Source organism: Corynebacterium sp. HMSC071B10 (genome assembly GCF_001814825.1).
Classification (GTDB): Bacteria; Actinomycetota; Actinomycetes; order Mycobacteriales; family Mycobacteriaceae; genus Corynebacterium.
This window is the reverse complement of record NZ_KV817937.1, coordinates 1-16,546: the sequence shown is the minus strand read 5'-3', so window position 1 is coordinate 16,546 and position 16,546 is coordinate 1. Positions and strand designations below refer to the sequence as shown.

General features: G+C 64.0%; 16 protein-coding genes. 3 read left to right on the top strand and 13 right to left on the bottom strand.

The window, feature by feature from the left end; translation table 11 throughout:
* Positions 1-10 precede the first annotated feature (10 nt).
* On the top strand, positions 11-2,014 hold the full coding sequence (locus HMPREF2990_RS00085) for an ATP-dependent DNA helicase (RefSeq protein WP_070762100.1): 2,004 nt from the start codon (positions 11-13) through the stop codon (positions 2,012-2,014).
* On the opposite strand, the gene HMPREF2990_RS00080 is transcribed toward HMPREF2990_RS00085, so the two are convergent.
* The 4 genes from HMPREF2990_RS00080 to nrdF all read right to left on the bottom strand — a co-directional run bounded on the left by HMPREF2990_RS00080 (position 2,011) and on the right by nrdF (position 7,204).
* The gene (locus tag HMPREF2990_RS00080) at positions 2,011-2,733 is read right to left on the bottom strand and encodes an aminoacyl-tRNA hydrolase (protein ID WP_070762099.1); all 723 of its coding nucleotides are present in this window, start codon (positions 2,731-2,733) and stop codon (positions 2,011-2,013) included. The two genes, HMPREF2990_RS00085 and HMPREF2990_RS00080, sit on opposite strands and share 4 nt — an antisense overlap.
* On the bottom strand, positions 2,730-3,989 hold the full coding sequence (gene serB, locus HMPREF2990_RS00075) for a phosphoserine phosphatase SerB (RefSeq protein ID WP_083316888.1): 1,260 nt from the start codon (positions 3,987-3,989) through the stop codon (positions 2,730-2,732). The genes HMPREF2990_RS00080 and serB overlap by 4 nt, the downstream gene beginning before the upstream one ends.
* 88 nt (positions 3,990-4,077) lie before the next feature.
* The gene (ctaD, locus tag HMPREF2990_RS00070; RefSeq protein ID WP_070762097.1) at positions 4,078-5,829 is read right to left on the bottom strand and encodes an aa3-type cytochrome oxidase subunit I; all 1,752 of its coding nucleotides are present in this window, start codon (positions 5,827-5,829) and stop codon (positions 4,078-4,080) included.
* Between the two features lie 385 nt (positions 5,830-6,214).
* On the bottom strand, positions 6,215-7,204 hold the full coding sequence (gene nrdF, locus HMPREF2990_RS00065; RefSeq protein WP_038592195.1) for a class 1b ribonucleoside-diphosphate reductase subunit beta: 990 nt from the start codon (positions 7,202-7,204) through the stop codon (positions 6,215-6,217).
* 139 nt (positions 7,205-7,343) lie between these two features.
* On the opposite strand from nrdF, the gene HMPREF2990_RS00060 reads away from it, so the two are divergent.
* The gene (locus HMPREF2990_RS00060) at positions 7,344-8,057 is read left to right on the top strand and encodes a FadR/GntR family transcriptional regulator (protein WP_070762096.1); all 714 of its coding nucleotides are present in this window, start codon (positions 7,344-7,346) and stop codon (positions 8,055-8,057) included.
* 86 nt (positions 8,058-8,143) lie between these two features.
* Here the strand turns inward: HMPREF2990_RS00060 and nrdE are convergent, their stop codons facing one another.
* The 5 genes from nrdE to HMPREF2990_RS00035 form a co-directional block, all read right to left on the bottom strand.
* A complete protein-coding gene (gene nrdE / locus HMPREF2990_RS00055; RefSeq protein WP_141757731.1) occupies positions 8,144-10,297 on the bottom strand; it encodes a class 1b ribonucleoside-diphosphate reductase subunit alpha in 2,154 nt (717 codons plus the stop codon).
* Between the two features lie 78 nt (positions 10,298-10,375).
* Positions 10,376-10,903: a class Ib ribonucleoside-diphosphate reductase assembly flavoprotein NrdI gene (gene nrdI / locus HMPREF2990_RS00050; protein ID WP_083316887.1), complete on the bottom strand. Its 528-nt coding sequence runs from the start codon at positions 10,901-10,903 to the stop codon at positions 10,376-10,378.
* Between the two features lie 98 nt (positions 10,904-11,001).
* Positions 11,002-11,235 (bottom strand): glutaredoxin-like protein NrdH, encoded by a 234-nt coding sequence (gene nrdH / locus HMPREF2990_RS00045; RefSeq protein WP_038592204.1) that lies wholly within the window; start codon positions 11,233-11,235, stop codon positions 11,002-11,004.
* A gap of 374 nt (positions 11,236-11,609) precedes the next feature.
* A complete protein-coding gene (gene ykgO, locus HMPREF2990_RS00040; RefSeq protein ID WP_005511141.1) occupies positions 11,610-11,732 on the bottom strand; it encodes a type B 50S ribosomal protein L36 in 123 nt (40 codons plus the stop codon).
* Positions 11,733-11,850: 118 nt separating this feature from the next.
* On the bottom strand, positions 11,851-13,254 hold the full coding sequence (locus tag HMPREF2990_RS00035; protein WP_070762094.1) for a sugar porter family MFS transporter: 1,404 nt from the start codon (positions 13,252-13,254) through the stop codon (positions 11,851-11,853).
* 26 nt (positions 13,255-13,280) lie between these two features.
* On the opposite strand from HMPREF2990_RS00035, the gene nadE reads away from it, so the two are divergent.
* Complete coding sequence (nadE, locus tag HMPREF2990_RS00030) at positions 13,281-14,138, top strand: ammonia-dependent NAD(+) synthetase (RefSeq protein ID WP_070762093.1); 858 nt, start codon at positions 13,281-13,283, stop codon at positions 14,136-14,138.
* Here nadE and HMPREF2990_RS00025 read toward each other — a convergent pair.
* The 4 genes from HMPREF2990_RS00025 to HMPREF2990_RS00010 all read right to left on the bottom strand — a co-directional run bounded on the left by HMPREF2990_RS00025 (position 14,135) and on the right by HMPREF2990_RS00010 (position 16,171).
* Positions 14,135-14,533 carry a type II toxin-antitoxin system VapC family toxin gene (locus HMPREF2990_RS00025; protein WP_070762092.1) on the bottom strand — a complete coding sequence of 133 codons (399 nt, stop codon included), beginning with the start codon at positions 14,531-14,533 and terminating at the stop codon, positions 14,135-14,137. The two genes, nadE and HMPREF2990_RS00025, sit on opposite strands and share 4 nt — an antisense overlap.
* On the bottom strand, positions 14,533-14,862 hold the full coding sequence (locus tag HMPREF2990_RS00020; RefSeq protein ID WP_070762091.1) for a type II toxin-antitoxin system Phd/YefM family antitoxin: 330 nt from the start codon (positions 14,860-14,862) through the stop codon (positions 14,533-14,535). Before HMPREF2990_RS00020 ends, HMPREF2990_RS00025 begins: the two co-directional genes overlap by 1 nt.
* A 63-nt stretch (positions 14,863-14,925) precedes the next feature.
* A complete protein-coding gene (locus tag HMPREF2990_RS00015) occupies positions 14,926-15,699 on the bottom strand; it encodes a fructosamine kinase family protein (protein ID WP_070762090.1) in 774 nt (257 codons plus the stop codon).
* Positions 15,692-16,171 carry a methylated-DNA--[protein]-cysteine S-methyltransferase gene (locus tag HMPREF2990_RS00010; RefSeq protein ID WP_070762089.1) on the bottom strand — a complete coding sequence of 160 codons (480 nt, stop codon included), beginning with the start codon at positions 16,169-16,171 and terminating at the stop codon, positions 15,692-15,694. The genes HMPREF2990_RS00015 and HMPREF2990_RS00010 overlap by 8 nt, the downstream gene beginning before the upstream one ends.
* Between the last annotated feature and the right edge of the window lie 375 nt (positions 16,172-16,546).

Below are 16,546 nucleotides of genomic sequence, written 5' to 3'. Positions count from 1 at the left end.
CTTGCACGATGTGAGCGAACCCGACCTTGTCCCCTCCAGCGCCCCCACCAGCGCCCGCGGCGACGTCTCCTTAAGTCGAGCAACGACTGAGCTTTTGGACGCCGCGGTTGAAGCCCTTGGTGGCGCGCGCCGCGAGGGCCAGCACCGCATGGCGGAGGCAGTGGCGAAGGCACTGGATTCACAGCGCCACCTCGCAGTCCAGGCCGGCACCGGCACGGGTAAGTCGCTCGCCTACCTCGTGCCCGCGGTGCGCTACGCCCAGGCCAACGACACGACGGTGGTCGTCTCCACGGCCACGCTCGCGCTCCAGCGCCAGCTGGTGCAGCGCGACCTGCCGCGGCTCGCGGATGCGCTGGAGCCGCACCTTCCGCAGCGCCCCACGTTTGCAATTCAAAAGGGCCGCAACAACTACCTGTGCTTGAACAAGCTCGCCCAGGATGAGGGCGAAGACTCGCTTATCGACGATGCCGAGCTCTCCTGGACCGGCCGCCACGTCAAGCGCGTCGCCGAGTGGGCCCAGGAGACAGAAACCGGCGACCGCGACGACCTCACCCCGGGCGTCCCGGACCTGGCGTGGCGGCAGGTCTCGGTGACCTCCAACGAATGTCTGGGGGCGGCGCGCTGTCCGCACGGCGAGGAGTGCTTCGCCGAGCTCGCGCGCGAGAAGACCCGCGACGTGGACATCGTGGTGACCAACCACGCGCTGCTGGCTATCGACGCCCTGTCGGACACCAACGTGCTGCCTGAGCACGACGCCGTGATTATCGACGAGGCCCACGAGCTGGACCAGCGCATCACCTCGGTGGCCACCAACGAGATCTCCGCTCGCGCGCTCACCCTTGCCGCGCGCCGCGCCACCAAGATCGGCGGCGATGGCGAAGAGCTCGAGAACGTCAAGGACGACCTCGCAGCGGTGTTGGATCTTGAGCAGCCCGGCCGCTGGGAACGCATCTCGGAGCCGGCCCGTGGTGCCTTCGCCGCGCTGCGCGACGCGCTGTGGAAAACGCGCCTGAGCATCGCGGATAGCCCCGAAGGAGAGTCCGAGAACAACCCGGAGGAGTTCGCCGAGCGCACCAACTTGAAGAACCACCTCGGCGACCTCCACGACGCCATCGTGCGCATCCTCGGCGTCTTCGACGAGGACGACCCGGCCAAGCACACCGACGTGGTGTGGCTCACCCGCAGCGAACGCTTCGGGGATTCCGTTGCCGTGGCTCCCCTGTCCGTGGCCGCCCTTTTGCGTGACAACCTCTTCGGCGAGCAGACGGTCGTGCTCACCTCTGCCACGCTGACCGTCGGCGGCAACTTCGACGCGATGGCCGCCGCCTGGGGCCTTCCCAGCGGCTCCTGGGACAGCCTGGACGCCGGCACCCCCTTCGATCCGGCGAAGTCCGGCATCTTATATACCGCCCGCCACCTGCCCGCACCCGGCCGCGACGGCTTGAGCACGGAAACCTTGGACGAGATCGCCACGCTGATTACCGCCGCGGGCGGGCGCACCCTCGGGCTGTTTTCCTCCCGCCGCGCTGCCGAGCAGGCCGCCGAGGCCATGCGGGCGCGCCTGCCCTTTGACATCCTCCTCCAGGGCGAGGACTCCACCGGCGCGCTGGTCACGGAGTTCAGCAACGCGGAAAACTCCTGCCTCTTCGGCACCCTTTCGCTGTGGCAGGGCGTCGACGTGCCCGGCAGCGCGCTCTCGCTCGTGCTCATCGACCGTATCCCTTTCCCTCGCCCCGACGACCCGCTGCTCCAGGCACGCGCGAACGCAGCCGACGCCGCGGGCCGCTCCGGGTTCATGGAGGTCTCCGCCACCCACGCCGCACTACTCATGGCCCAGGGCGTCGGCCGCCTGCTGCGTTCCGTGGACGACCGCGGCGTCGTCGCTGTGCTGGACAACCGCCTGGTGACCAAGCGCTACGGCGCGTTCCTGCGGCGCTCCCTGCCCCCGTTTTGGCAGACCGACCGCCTGGATGTAGTCACCGGCGCGCTCGAACGCCTGGTCAAACGGGGCTAGTTCCGCTCGGAAATTACGCCCGGCGGCAGCGTGAGCACCGTCGTGGAACCGGGCGCAACTTCGGTAAAGCCCGCATCCCGCACCGGCACGGCGCGCGGATCGGCCGCACAGGCCGCGAACACGTCCGCGTCCATTTCGCGCACGTTCAGCGGGCAGCCCGCCGCCACCCACTCGCGCACTTCCTCCTCCGTCCGTGCTGCCGCATACAGCATCGAGGCGTGCCCCACCTGGGCGGCGGCCTTTCCGGCTGTCATCTCGAGGGAGGCGTCAACGACGATGGTGGGCGCGGTGTCGTCGAAAAGCGGCGGGTGCGTATCCGCTGGCAGGTCGGTGCCGCGGATCTGCAGCTTCGCCACCTCGTGCGGCACCTCGGACACAGCGCACGGTACGAACGCGCGTACGCACCCCACGGTGATCCCTGGCAGCGCCTGCACGTCCTCCCATGCCTTATTTCGGGCGCGCCGCGCGACCTTCCGGATGCGGCGCGAGTACCAGGCGTCGAGCCGCTCGCGCCAAAAGCCCTCGCGGCCTGCCCGCTCGTCGAGGCACACCAGGGCCACGGCCTGCGCCGCGCACACCAGCATGGCGTTACGCGAAGGAGGGTCCTGCTTCGGCAGGTTGATGACCATCTGCATGGCCTGCACCGCTGCGGGGTCGTCAGGGTCGCCCGAGCCCTTGCCTATCGACGCCGCGAGCAACCCATGTGCCGAACTCGTCACAGCGGACGTCGGTCGTCGATGCCAGCGGCCTCGTCGGAAGAGTCGATCTCCTCGCGCGGGATGCCCAGGATGTAAAGCACCTCGTCCAAAAACGGAAAGTTCACCGAGGCGTCCGCGATCTCCTTGAGCGCCGGCTTAGCGTTGAAGGCAATGCCCAGGCCAGCGCGCGAAAGCATGTCGATGTCGTTAGCGCCATCGCCCACGGCCACAGTTTGCGACATGTCCAGTCCGGAGTCCGCGGCGAACTCGGCGAGGAAATCCGCCTTTGCCTTACGGTCAACCACTTTGCCGATGACGCGGCCGGTCAGCTTGCCGTCTTCGATTTCCAGCGTGTTCGCGCGCACGTAGTCGAGTTCCAGGTCCTCTGCAAGGTCTTCGAGTACCTGGATGAACCCGCCCGAAACCACCGCCGTTCGGTACCCCAGGGAGTTCAGCGTGCGGATAGTCGTGCGCGCGCCCGGGGTGAGCTGGATATCCGCGGCGACTTGCTGGATCACCGAGGCGTCTAACCCGGCAAGGGCCTTGACACGCTCGCGCAGCGACTCCTCGAAGTCCAGCTCGCCGCGCATCGCGCGCTCGGTCACCTCGGCGACCTCCGCCTCGCGGCCAGCGTGCGCGGCCAGCATCTCGATGACCTCGCCGGTAATCAGCGTGGAGTCGCAGTCGAAGCACACCAAGCGCTTGGCGCGGCGGTGCAGGCCCGCGTGCTCCATCGCCAGGTCGATCCCCAGCTCCGCCGAGAGCTCTGCCAGGCGCTTTCGCAGTTCCTGGCCATCGCCCGGGGTGTAGTCCGGCATCGTGATACGGAACTCAAGGCCCGTGACCGGGTACTGGGTGATCCCGCGAATGGCGTCAATGTTCGCGCCCACCTTCGCCATCTCGGTACCCACCTTCGAGATCGCCTCGGCGTTGACCGGGTTACCCAGCGCGACAAGGACGTGGGTAGAGCGTGGACGGGACACGGCGCGCGCGGCGGCGTCGGTTTCGATGTTGACGCGCTGACCGTACTCCCACAGGCCCGCGCGCAGCTCCCGCTCAATGTCGGTGAGTTCGAGCGGGTCCATGCCGACGAGCGCGGCGAGCATCATGCGCCCCCGGAAGTCGGTCTGGGTCACGTCGAGGACCTGCACGCCATGGCGCGCGAGCACGGTAAAGAATTCGGCGGACACACCGGGGCGGTCCGGGCCGGAGGTGGAGATGACTGCGGCCTTCAAACCGGGCTGCAGTTCTACTTCAAACGCTGGCTGATCAGTCACAACAGCTGACCATAGCACAGCAAAACCCCTCACCAGCCGGTGAGGGGTTCGCTGTCAGGGGGTTAGCGCCTATCGCGTTACACGGCGACTACTTGGTCGCGGCTGTGGAACCGGTAGTCTCGCCCTTCCACGTTGCGGGACCCTCGGTGCTGTGACCGGTGTGGGCCTCGCGGCGCAGGGTCTCCACCATGTGCGGGTAGTGCAGCTCGAACGCCGGGCGCTCGGAGCGGATACGCGGCAGGGAGGTGAAGTTGTGGCGCGGCGGCGGGCAGGAGGTGGCCCACTCGAGCGAGTTGCCGTAGCCCCACGGGTCGTCCACGGTGACGACCTCGCCGTAACGCCAGGACTTGAAGACGTTCCAGATGAACGGCAGCATACCGATACCCAGGATCAGGGAGCCGACGGTGGAAACCTGGTTCAGGAAGGTGAAACCGTCGGTGTCCAGGTAGTCAGCGTAACGACGCGGCATGCCCATGTTGCCCAGCCAGTGCTGAACCAGGAAGGTCATGTTGAAGCCGATGAAGACCAGCCAGAAGGACCACTTAGCCAGACGCTCATCCAGCATGCGACCCGTCATCTTGGGGAACCAGAAGTGGACGCCAGCGATTGCGGAGAACACCACGGTACCGAACAGGGTGTAGTGGAAGTGCGCGACCACGAAGTAGGAGTCGTGCAGGTGGAAGTCCAGCGGCGGGGAGGCCAGCATAATACCGGTCAGGCCACCGAAGAGGAAGGTGAACAGGAAGCCCATCGCCCACAGCATCGGCGACTCGAAAGTGATGTGACCGTTCCACATGGTACCGACCCAGTTGAAGAACTTCACACCGGTCGGCACGGCGATCAGGAAGGTCATGAAGGAGAAGAACGGAAGCAGCACCGCGCCGGTGGCGAACATGTGGTGCGCCCACACAGCCATGGACAGACCAGCAATAGCCAGCGTTGCGAAGACCAGGCCAATGTAGCCGAAGATCGGCTTGCGGGAGAAGACCGGGATGATCTCCGAGATGATGCCGAAGAACGGCAGAGCCAGGACGTACACCTCAGGGTGACCGAAGAACCAGAACAGGTGCTGCCACAGGATGGTGCCGCCGTTCGCGGTGTCGTAGATGTGCGCGCCGAGCAGACGGTCGTACAGGACGCCGAGCGCAGCAGCGAGCAGCAGCGGGAAAATCATCAGTGCGATGATCGAGGTCACGAAGATGGTCCAGGTGAACACCGGGAGGCGGAACATGGTCATGCCCGGTGCGCGCATGGTGAGCACGGTGGTGAGCATGTTAATCGCCGAGGCGACGGTACCGATACCGGTTGCGCCCACACCGATGATCCACAGGTTTGCGGACACGGACGGGGTGTGGACCGCGTCAGCCAGCGGCATGTACATGGTCCAGCCGAAGTCGGCCGCACCGCCCGGAGTAAGGAAGCCAGCGAGCATGGCGACAACACCAACGCTGGTGAGCCAGAAACCAAAGGCGTTCAGACGCGGGAAGGCCACGTCCGGTGCGCCGATCTGCAGCGGCAGCACGTAGTTGGCAAAGCCCCACACGATCGGGGTACCAAAGGCCAGCAGCATCACCGTGCCGTGCATGGTGAACAGCTGGTTGAACTGCTCGTTGGACAGGAACTGCATGCCGGGGCTGAAAAGCTCCGCACGGATAAGCAGCGCCATAAGTCCGCCCAGGAAGAACCACAGGAAGGACATGATGATGTACATGATGCCCAGTTCTTTATGGTCGGTCGTGGTTAGCTGCATGTAAAACTTGGAGCCACGACGAGCGTTACCCGTCGGCTCCGGACGTGTCGGCGGGACGTGATTGTCCAGCCTTGGCGCCACAGCGGTCATTCGATCCTCCTGACTACGGCTCGCCCCGGTATGGAGCGAGACCTTTGCGATACCGGTTCATCATAGGTGATCGCCTTATGAAATTGCCAGCCCTCCCAGGCCAGCTACAGGTTTAACAATAGGCCCTTGTGCCCCGCTGCGCGCGCGATTGACAGTGGCGAGCAACACACAAAGGCCAGGTCGTCCACGAAGAATCCCGCGCACCCTCATGCGGCCTGCCATCGCCGCTGCAGAAGCGGCATATCGGCCCCGGCTTAGGAAGAGGTGCGCGGGATTGACCCCAAACGTGGTCAACCACTACAAACGACGCCCGCAGGTACCCCGTTGGGGATCAAACTTTAGGATGATCGCGTGTCGGGGACTGCGCGGCGTCGATAAGCATGCTTTAGAAGTCCCAATCCTCATCGGCGGTATCTTCCGCCTTACCAATGACATAGGACGAGCCCGAGCCCGAGAAGAAGTCGTGGTTCTCATCCGCATTCGGGGAGAGGGAAGCGAGGATGGCCGGCGACACCTTCGTCTCATCGGCCGGGAAGAGACCCTCGTAGCCGAGGTTGTTCAGCGCCTTGTTGGCGTTGTAGCGCAGGAAGCGCTTCACGTCCTCGGTCCAGCCCAGCGGATCGTAAATGTCCTCGGTGTACTGCTGCTCGTTCTCGTAGAGGTCGTAGAGCAGGTCGAAGGCGTACTCCTTGAGCTCCTCCTGGCGCTGCGGCGACTCGTCTCGAATGCCCACCTGGTACTTGTAGCCGATGTAGTAGCCGTGCACCGCCTCGTCGCGAATGATCAGGCGGATAATGTCGGCGGTGTTGGTCAGCTTGGAGTGCACCGACCAATTCAGCGGCAGGTAGAAGCCCGAGTAGAAGAGGAAGGACTCCAGCATCACCGAAGCGATCTTCTTCTTCAGCGGGTCGTCGCCGCGGTAGAAGGACTTAATGATCTTCGCCTTGCGCTGCACCTGGACGTTCTCCTCGGTCCAACGGAAGGCGTCGTTAATCTGCGGCGTGGACGCCAGCGTCATGTAAATATTGCTGTACGACTTCGCGTGCACCGACTCCATGAAGGCGATGTTGGTGTACACGGCCTCCTCGTGCATCGTGCGCGCATCCGGAATCAGCGACACCGCGCCGACCGTGCCCTGGATCGTGTCCAGCAGCGTCAAGTTGGCAAACACTCGCATCGTTGCGAGCTGCTCTGCGTCATTGAGGGTGTTCCAGCTCGGGATGTCGTTGGACACGGGGATCTTCTCCGGCAGCCAGAAGTTGCCGGTCAGCCGATCCCACACCTCCTGATCCTTCTCGTCCGGGATCTCGTTCCAGTTGATGGCCTTAATCGGGTTGGGGTGGCTATCCAGATACTCCTGATATTCCTCACTCATGGCTCACATCCTAGCCAATCCGGCGTGAGGTAAGCCAGGCACCCAACGGCCGTGGGCCGAGGTTTGGATTACGCCCGTCCTGGATTAAGATAATGGTAATTCTAATTCCCTTTTACCCACCATATGAGGTCGAATCGCCATGGCGGCACCCCACGAACCTTCAGCAGAGCCACTACTCACATCCATCCTCGACACCCTGGGCGAGCAAATCGTCTCCGGCGCGCTTGAGCCCGGCCACACGTTCACGCTCCAGGACCTGTCCAACCGCTTTGGCATCTCGCGGACCGTGGCGCGCGAGGTCATGCGCGCGCTCGAGCAGCTCGGCCTCGTCTCCTCCTCCCGCCGCGTCGGTATTAAGGTGTTGCCCGCAGAGCACTGGGCCGTGTTTGACCGGTCCGTGATCAACTGGCGCCTGTCGTGCGCCGAGCAGCGGCCTGCGCAGATCACCTCGCTCAACGAGCTGCGCACCGCCGTCGAGCCGATCGCGGCCTCACTCGCCGCAACCCACGCCACCCCGGCGCAGTCGCAGCGCCTGCTGGAGCTCGCCCACCTTTTGGTCGAGCTCTCCGAGGCCGGCGTCGGCAACTCGGACGAATTCCTCGACGCGGATAAGGAATTCCACACGCTGATCCTGCACGCCTCCGGCAACGAAATGTTCTCCACGCTCGCCGACCCGATCATGCACGTGCTGGAAGGCCGCACCCGCTACGGCATCATGCCGGACGAGCCGTCGGTGCCCGCGATGCGGATCCACATCGACTTGGCCCAGGCGATTATCGACGGCAACGCCCCCGACTCCGAACGCGCCTCCCGCAACCTGCTCACCGGTATCAAGGAGTTCCTGGCGATCTAACCGCCTCGCGTAAACCGCCGCAAAAGCCCCGCGCACCGTTTCCGGTGCGGCGGGGCTTCTCTGCTGCTAGGGCCTGAAGGCTAGGTCTAGAGCATGCAGGACACGCAGCCCTCGACCTCGGTGCCCTCCAGCGCCATCTGGCGCAGGCGGATGTAGTACAGCGACTTAATGCCCTTGGTCCACGCGTAGATCTGAGCACGGTTCAGGTCACGGGTGGTCACAGTGTCCTTGAAGAACATGGTCAGCGACAGCCCCTGATCCACGTAGCGGGTGGCCACAGCGTAGGTGTCCACGATCGCTTTGTAGCCGATCTCGTAGGCGTCCTCGAAGTACTCGAGGTTCTCGTTGTCCATGTGCGGCGCCGGGTAGTAGACGCGGCCGATCTTGCCCTCCTTGCGGATCTCAATCTTGGAGGCGATCGGGTGGATCGACGAGGTGGAGTTGTTGATGTACGAGATCGAGCCGGTCGGCGGCACTGCCTGCAGGTAGCGGTTGTAGATGCCGTCGCGGGCGACGTCCTGCTTCAGCTGCTCCCACTCTTCGGCGGTTGGGGCGGCGATGTTGGAGGCGTCGAAAAGCGCCTTGACCTTGTCGGTCTTCGGCTGGAAATCCGCCGGATCGTAGCGGTCGAAGAACTCGCCGCTGGCGTACTCGGACTTGTCAAAGTCAGCGAACCGCTCCCCCTTCTCCACCGCGATTGTGTGCGAGGCGCGGATGGCCTGGTACATCACGGCGGCGAAGTAGGCGTTGGTGAAGTCGAGGGCCTCCTCGGAGCCGTAGCGGATGTGCTCGCGGCCGAGGTAGCCGTGCAGGTTCATCTGGCCCAGGCCGATCGCGTGCGAGGCGTCGTTGCCCTCGCGCACAGACGGCACGGAGTGGATGGCAGTCTTGTCCGCCACCGCGGTCAGGCCTCGGATGGCGGTCTCCACGGTGCGGGCGAAGTTGTCCGAGTCCATCGTCATGGCGATGTTGAGCGAGCCCAGGTTGCAGGAAATGTCGTGGCCGACCTCGGCATAGGTGAGGTCCTCGTTCAGCTCGGACGGCGAGTTGACCTGGAGGATCTCGGAGCAGAGGTTGGACATGTTGATCCGGCCGGTCTTGACCGGGTTCGCGCGGTTCGCGGTGTCCTCGAACATGATGTACGGGTAGCCGGACTCGAACTGGATCTCCGCGACAGTCTGGAAGAACTGGCGCGCGTTGATCTTGGACTTGCGGATACGCGGATCCTCGACCATCTCCTCGTACTTCTCCGTCACCGAGATGTCGGCGAAAGGCTTGCCGTAGACGCGCTCGACGTCGTACGGGCTGAACAGGTACATGTCGTCGTTGCGCTTGGCCAGCTCGAAGGTGATGTCCGGAATGACCACTCCGAGCGAGAGCGTCTTGATGCGGATCTTCTCGTCCGCGTTCTCGCGCTTGGTATCCAGGAACTTCATGATGTCCGGGTGGTGCGCGTTCAGGTACACCGCGCCAGCACCCTGTCGGGCACCGAGCTGGTTGGCATACGAGAAGGAGTCCTCCAGAAGCTTCATCACGGGGATCACACCGGAGGACTGGTTCTCGATGTGCTTGATCGGCGCGCCGGACTCGCGAATGTTGGAGAGCAGGAGCGCCACGCCGCCGCCGCGCTTGGACAGCTGCAGCGAGGAGTTAATCGCGCGCCCGATGGACTCCATGTTGTCCTCGATGCGCAGCAGGAAGCAGGACACGAGCTCTCCGCGCTGCGCCTTGCCCGCATTCAGGAAGGTCGGGGTAGCGGGCTGGAAGCGCCCGGTCATAATCTCGTCCACCAGCGCGGAGGCGAGCTCCTCGTTGCCGTCGGCGAGGAACAGCGCCGTCATGGCCACGCGGTCTTCGAAGCGCTCGAGGTAGCGGCGCCCGTCGAAGGTCTTCAGCGTGTACGAGGTGTAGTACTTGTACGCGCCGAGGAAGGACTTAAAGCGGAACTTAAAGGCGTAGGCGCGCTTGAAGGTGTCCTTGACAAACTCCCAGTCGTAAGCCTCGATCACCTCGGGCTCGTAGTACTTGTTGTCCACCAGGTACTTCATCTTCTCTTCCAGGTCGTGGAAGTACACGGTGTTCTGGTTGACGTGCTGGAGGAAGAACTGGTTGGCGGCCTCGCGGTCCTTGTCGAACTGGATCTTGCCGTTCTCGTCGTACAGGTTCAGCAGCGCGTTGAGAGCGTGGTAATCCAGCTGGTCAGCGGCGTTGACCGGCTCGGGGACGACTTTTCCGTGCATTTCAGAGGTAGACACAGCGGGGCCTTTCATGTTCCAAGTATGTCGGTTGTCTAGGTTACAAGTTTGTGGTTTGCCGCGTCAGGCGGTGCGGTATTTGCCCTGGTATTTGGCGCGCAGTGCAGTCAGCCGGTCGCTATTGTCTGCCGGCAGCGGGGCAAGCGCCTCGCGTGCTTCTTCACTCAAGGGGGTCAGGCCGAGGGTGTGCGCGCCGTCGAGAAGCGAGGTGCGCACACGCGCAACATCCTCGGCGGTGCCCATCAGCTCGACCCGGTAGAGGTAAGGCACGCCGCACTTTTCGGAGATGATGTCGCCGGCGATGCAGTAGTCGGGCCCGAAGTTCGAGTTGCCCGCGGCAATCACCCCACGGATCAGCCCGCAGTTGCGCGGGTTGTTCAAAAAGCGGATGACCTGCGGTGGCACGGGGCGAGAGTAGCCATTGCTTATCGACGCCCCGCCCCCGTACGTCGGGCACACCAGCACATAGGGCTCGTCCACCTCGAGCGGGGCGTCGCCGCGCCGCAGCGGGATCCGCGCGCTGGGCAACCCCACCTTGTCTACGAAGCGCTTCGTATTTTCGGTAGTGGAGGAAAAGTACACGACGAGCATGAGTGCCTACTTATTTCATTCTTGTCAAGAGCGGGTGCAGATAAACGTGAAGCCGCCAACCACAGGAATTGACGGCTCTGGGTGAAGCGTGCTGCTTTTTAAGCTGCGGACTGGATGCCGCGGATGCGGTCCGGGCGGAAGCCGGACCAGTGTTCCCCGTCGACCTCCACGATCGGGGCCTGCAGGTAGCCAAGGGCCATCACGTAGTCACGTGCCTCTTCGTCCACGGAAATGTCCACGAGGGAGTACTCCAGGCCAGCCTTGTCGAGGGCCTTGGTGGTCGCCTTGCACTGCATGCAAGCGGGCTTGGTGTACACGGTGATAGAAGACATAACCTGTGGGCTCTTTCTGTAGCGTTTGCGGGAAACTGAACCAAAAATCTTGGGCGCCGACGTTCTCGGCGCGACACCAACAAACACTATACCTTGGGGGAATATATGGCAACCGCTACTACATGTAGTAGTTACAGGCATGGTATTCCCAGGATGACGCCCCCGGCTTACCTACATGTAGTTCGCTATAACCACTTCCATGTAAGTTCCGGGGCGAAAACCGGCTCACAACGGTGGTATTTAATTTCACTAGACGCCGTGAAACAGCTGCTGCCCCGCCACCGCCCGGGGTATCACGGGGCGGTGGCGGGGCAGCAGAACGGCGCACGGTATCGCACCCTTGAAGGTGCGACGCCGTGCGCCGAGTAAGGGAACTAGCCCTGGCGAGCCTTGAAGCGCGGCTCCTTCTTGTTGATCACGTAGACCTTGCCGCGGCGACGCACAACCTGGGCGCCCGGCTTGTTCTTCAGCGACCGAAGCGACTTGCGGACCTTCATCGGGCGCTCCTTTCTTCTCGAAGTTGCATTGCTCTGACGACCTGCGGACTCACCACCCCACACTCGCAGCACGTTGTGTGAGTGTTGGGCATGCCGGGTCGCGACACGTCGGTTAAGGTTACACGCTCTTTGCCTGGTTACCAAACCCGGGATCAAAGCGCTCGCGCATCTCATCGGCCACCTCGTCCAGACTGCGCCCCATTGTCTCAGGCACCTGGCGGCGCACGAAGAGCGCGGCCACCACGCCGAAGACGGCGAACAGCAGGAAGGTGAAGGTGGCGGAGGTGACGTCGACAAGCGGGAGGAAGAACTGGGCGACGATCCAGTTCATCACCCACAGCGCCAGGCCCGCCAGACCCATGCCCACGCCGCGAACCTGCGGCGGCACAAGCTCGGAGATGAGCAACCACGTCGTCGGCGAGACCGCCGCCTGCTGGGAGGCGATAAACCCGGCCATGCACGCCAGCGCCACTAGCGCCAGGCCCGCGTTATTCTCAGCCGCGCGGTACATCACAGCGAGCGCCACCAGGAAGATCACGTTGCCTGTCAGGCCGATGAGCAGGAGGCGGCGCCGCCCAATCTTGTCCACCACCTGCAGCCCGACCCAGCAGGCCACAACGGAAACAAGGCCGATCACGATCGAAGTGTAAATAGCGTTTTCGGTCGACAGCCCCACCGTGTTCATCATCGTCGGCGCGAAGTAGACGATTGCATTAACGCCCGTGACCTGCTGGGTAATGCCCAACAGCGCCGCGACGATCACGGTGGAGCGCAGCCACTTGGTCTTGCGCAGCGTACGCCATTCGCCGCGGGAGGCGGCCTGGCGCGTGCGGGCGTCGTTAGCCAGCAGCTCCTCGAGCTCCGCCGCGCTCATACCGATGCGCGCCGCGGTGGCCTCCGCCTTCGCGCGTGCGCCGCGGCGAGCCTGCCACAGCGGCGTCTCCGGCAGCAGGAACATGCCGATAGCCAGCGCCGCGCCCGGCACGGCGGCCAGGCCGAGCATCCACTCCCAGCTACCCGTGCGCGCAAGCAGAGAGTTAACCAGGTACGCGAGCAGTTGGCCCACCACGATCATCAGCGTATTCAGCGAGACCAGCTTGCCGCGGACCTTCGCGGGCGACATCTCCGCGATGTACATCGGGGTGACGATGGACACGCCACCCACGCCCACGCCGAGGAAGGTACGCGCCGCGGCGAGCGCGCCGACCCCGTCGGCCATCGCGCACCAAATTGAACCGAGGATGAACAGCACGCCGCCGACGATGAGCGTGCGGCGCCTGCCGAGTGCGTCGGCGACCGCGCCGCCGACGATTGCACCAATGGCCGCGCCCACGAGCAGCATGGAGGTGACCAGGCCCTCCTGGCTGGGCGTCATGCCGAACTCGGGCGTGATGTAGAGCAGCGCGCCGCTCATCACGCCGGTGTCATAACCAAAAAGGAGGCCGCCAAGGGCGGCGATCGCGGCGACAGTGCGCACGTAACGCTGCGTGTCACCGGCACGGGAACGTGTGTTTTGAACCATGAAAACTCATCTTGGCGGCCGCTACGATGAATGTCATGTCTTACCAGCCCGAAAACCTGCAGTCAGAGATCATAAAAGCCCTGGGTACCCGCCCCTTGATCGATACAGATGCGGAGGTGCGCACCCGCGTGGACTTCCTCGTCGATTACCTCGCCGCCACGGGAGCGAAAGGCTTCGTGCTGGGCATTTCCGGCGGGCAGGACTCCACGCTCGCAGGCAGACTCGCCCAGCTCGCGGTTGAACAGCGCCGAGCCGACGGCGCGGAGGCGACGTTTACCGCCGTACGCCTGCCGTATGGGGTGCAGGCGGATGAGGACGACGCGCAGCTCGCCCTCAAATTCATCCAACCGGACGAAACGGTCACCGTGGACATCAAACCCGCCACGGACGCGCTGGGGGCGCAAGTGGCGGACGCGCTCGGGGCGCCTGGCCTCGGCGACTTCAATAAGGGCAACGTGAAGGCGCGCGTGCGGATGGTCGCCCAGTACGCCATCGCCGGCGAGCGCGGCAGCCTAGTCATCGGCACCGACCACGCGGCAGAAAACGTCACCGGGTTCTTTACCAAGTTCGGCGACGGCGCGGCCGACCTCCTCCCCCTTGCCGGTCTGAACAAGCGCCAGGGTGCCGCCCTGCTTAAGCACCTGGGAGCGAACCCACGGCTGTGGGAGAAGGTGCCCACCGCGGACCTGGAGGAGGATCGCCCGGCGCTGCCTGACGAGGAGGCGCTCGGCGTGAGCTATCCGCTTATCGACGACTACCTGGAAGGCAAGCCCGTCCCCGCAGAGGCAGCGGCGCGCCTGGCGCACCTGTGGCACGTCGGCCAGCACAAGCGCCACCTGCCACCGGGCCCGCGAGAAACCTGGTGGCGCAACACCGCCGACTAAAGGTCCTCGAAGGGGTGGATGACGCGTGCGCCGATGCCCTGTGCCGCCGCGGCGAGGCGCCGGTCCGCTGTGACGAAATCGCAGTCGAGCCCGAACGCGCGCGCCTGCACCCACGTGCCGAGGTGGATGGCGTCGAGCGTCTTAACTTTGCCGATAATGAGTTTTGCAGCCTGCAACACTCTCGAATCAATCGCGAGCGTCAGAAGGCCCTCCGCCACCTCATCTGCACTCTTCGGATCCATCCCCGCACGGTACGTGTACCTAGTCAGCTCAACTTCGGTCAGCACAGAGCTCACCAACCCATGCCCGTCAAGTACGTCCTTGGCCCATTTCGTATAGACTTCGCTGCTCATCGTGGGAATGATCGCCGAGGTGTCCACATACAGTTGGCGCATCACAGCTCCGCCTCCTCCCGCTCCTCAGCGAGAAATTGCTCAAGCGTCAGCCCGTTGTTGGGCGCAAGCTCCCACGTGATCTTGAAAGGCCTGCCACGGCGCACGACCAAGCCGGCCTCTTCCATCAGGTCGATGGGGCTGCGCTCGCCCACCGGCCGGATCTCCGCCACAGGTTCGCCCCTATCAGTCACCGTCAAGGTCTCGCCGCCATTGCGCACCCGCGCAATCACGTCCCTGGTTTTCTGATTCAGCTCTCGCATCGACACGGTCGCTCCCGCCTTCCGCTTTTCTTGCAGAAGTTGCTCAAGACGCTTTTCTACCTCGCTCATCACCAACAACCTCCTGCACCTACATTGATGTATTACATGTAATACATGAGAGTAATACAGGTATTACATTGCGTCAAGAGTGTCGTGCGCGGCGCGGACCAGCGCGGATGCGTAGCTGGGCCCGTGCGTGGTGGCATGCACCGCCAACGGGTGGAGCTGGTGGATCGGGATGCGGGCCCGCCAGGCGTCTGCGATCTCAGCACTGCCGAGCACCCCACCGGCGCGCACGTAGCCGTCCACGATCGCGTCAAAGTAGGGCGCGCCAAACAGCTCCAGCATCGCGATATCGGTGAGCGGGTGCCCGCCGTGCGCAGCTGGGTCGATAAAACGGGGACCTTCCGGGCTAAACAGGAGGTTGCCGACCCATAGGTCGCCGTGGATGCGCGCAAGCGGGGCATCCTCGTCTTCTTCAAGCAGCGCATCGCAAGCACGGGCGACCTCCTCCAACCCCCGCGCGTCGAGATTGCCCACTTCGTGCGCGGAGTGGGCGAATGGCAGAACCCGTTGGTGCACGTAGAAGTCCGCCCAACGTTCCGTTGGTGTGCACTCCTGCTCGAGGCGGCCAATGAAGTTGGGGCCGTCCCACCCGGTCGGCGGGGCACCGAAGGCGGGAGCGCCTGCCGCGTGGACTGCCGCCAGCTCGCGTCCGGCCTGAGCCGCGGACTCAGCGGTGGGGCGTGCAGGGTTGACGGTCTCGATGGTGAGGGTATTTGCGGCGTCGTCAAGCGAAAGCACCTCGACCACCGCCGACGACCCCTCGCGCAGCCAGCGAAGACCCGCGGCCTCGGCGGCGGCTGAGCCCGGCGCGCTGCCCCGTTTGAGAAAACCATCAGACATTGTTGCCCTCCAGATTCAATAGAAAACGTTTTGCCTGCTTACCGCCACGATAACCGCCGAGCGAACCGTCGGCACGCAGCACGCGGTGGCAGGGCACGAGCAGGGGCAGCGGGTTGCGTGCGCACGCGCTGCCCACAGCGCGCACTGCCTTGGGGTTGCCGACGCGCTCCGCGAGCGCCTTGTACGTCGTGGTGTCGCCGAAATGCACGCGGGCGAGCTCCTCAAGAACCTGGCGGTGGAAATCGGTGGCGAAGCGGAAGTCAAGCGGCACCGTAAACTGCTGCCGCCTGCCCGCGAAATACTCCTCGAGCTGGTGCGCAGCGAGGGGGATCTCAGCATATTCGGCGACGCGGGCACGCTCCGTCTCAATGTCGTCGGCCTCAAGCAGGACCTTGGCCACTCCCCTGCTCGATATCACCAGGCCAAGGCGACCGATCGGGGAATCGATGTCGTGGAACTGCAAACCGTCCATGCGCCCCACCGTAATGGGCAAATGACAAGCTTGCTGGGGAGGCATTGAGTAAACTCCATGCTATGTCCAAGAGAACTACAAGCTTCGCCCTTGCCGTTACCACCGCCGCTTTGGCCCTCGTCGGGTGCGGGGACTCATCCTCCGACCCGATCCCCGGCACCAGCCCCGCGATTGCGACAGCCGTGTGCGACGGGGACGCGGGCTGCGAATCCGACACACACGCATTCTCACCGTCACCACGGGAAAGAAAAACAATCAAAAATAAACCTCTCCCCAACTTCGACAACCTGACACATCCACACCCAACCGCATACGCTCTCACAGAAGTCTTGTTCCGAGACTAGGCACTTCAGTCTCTCCTATCCATCTTCACAC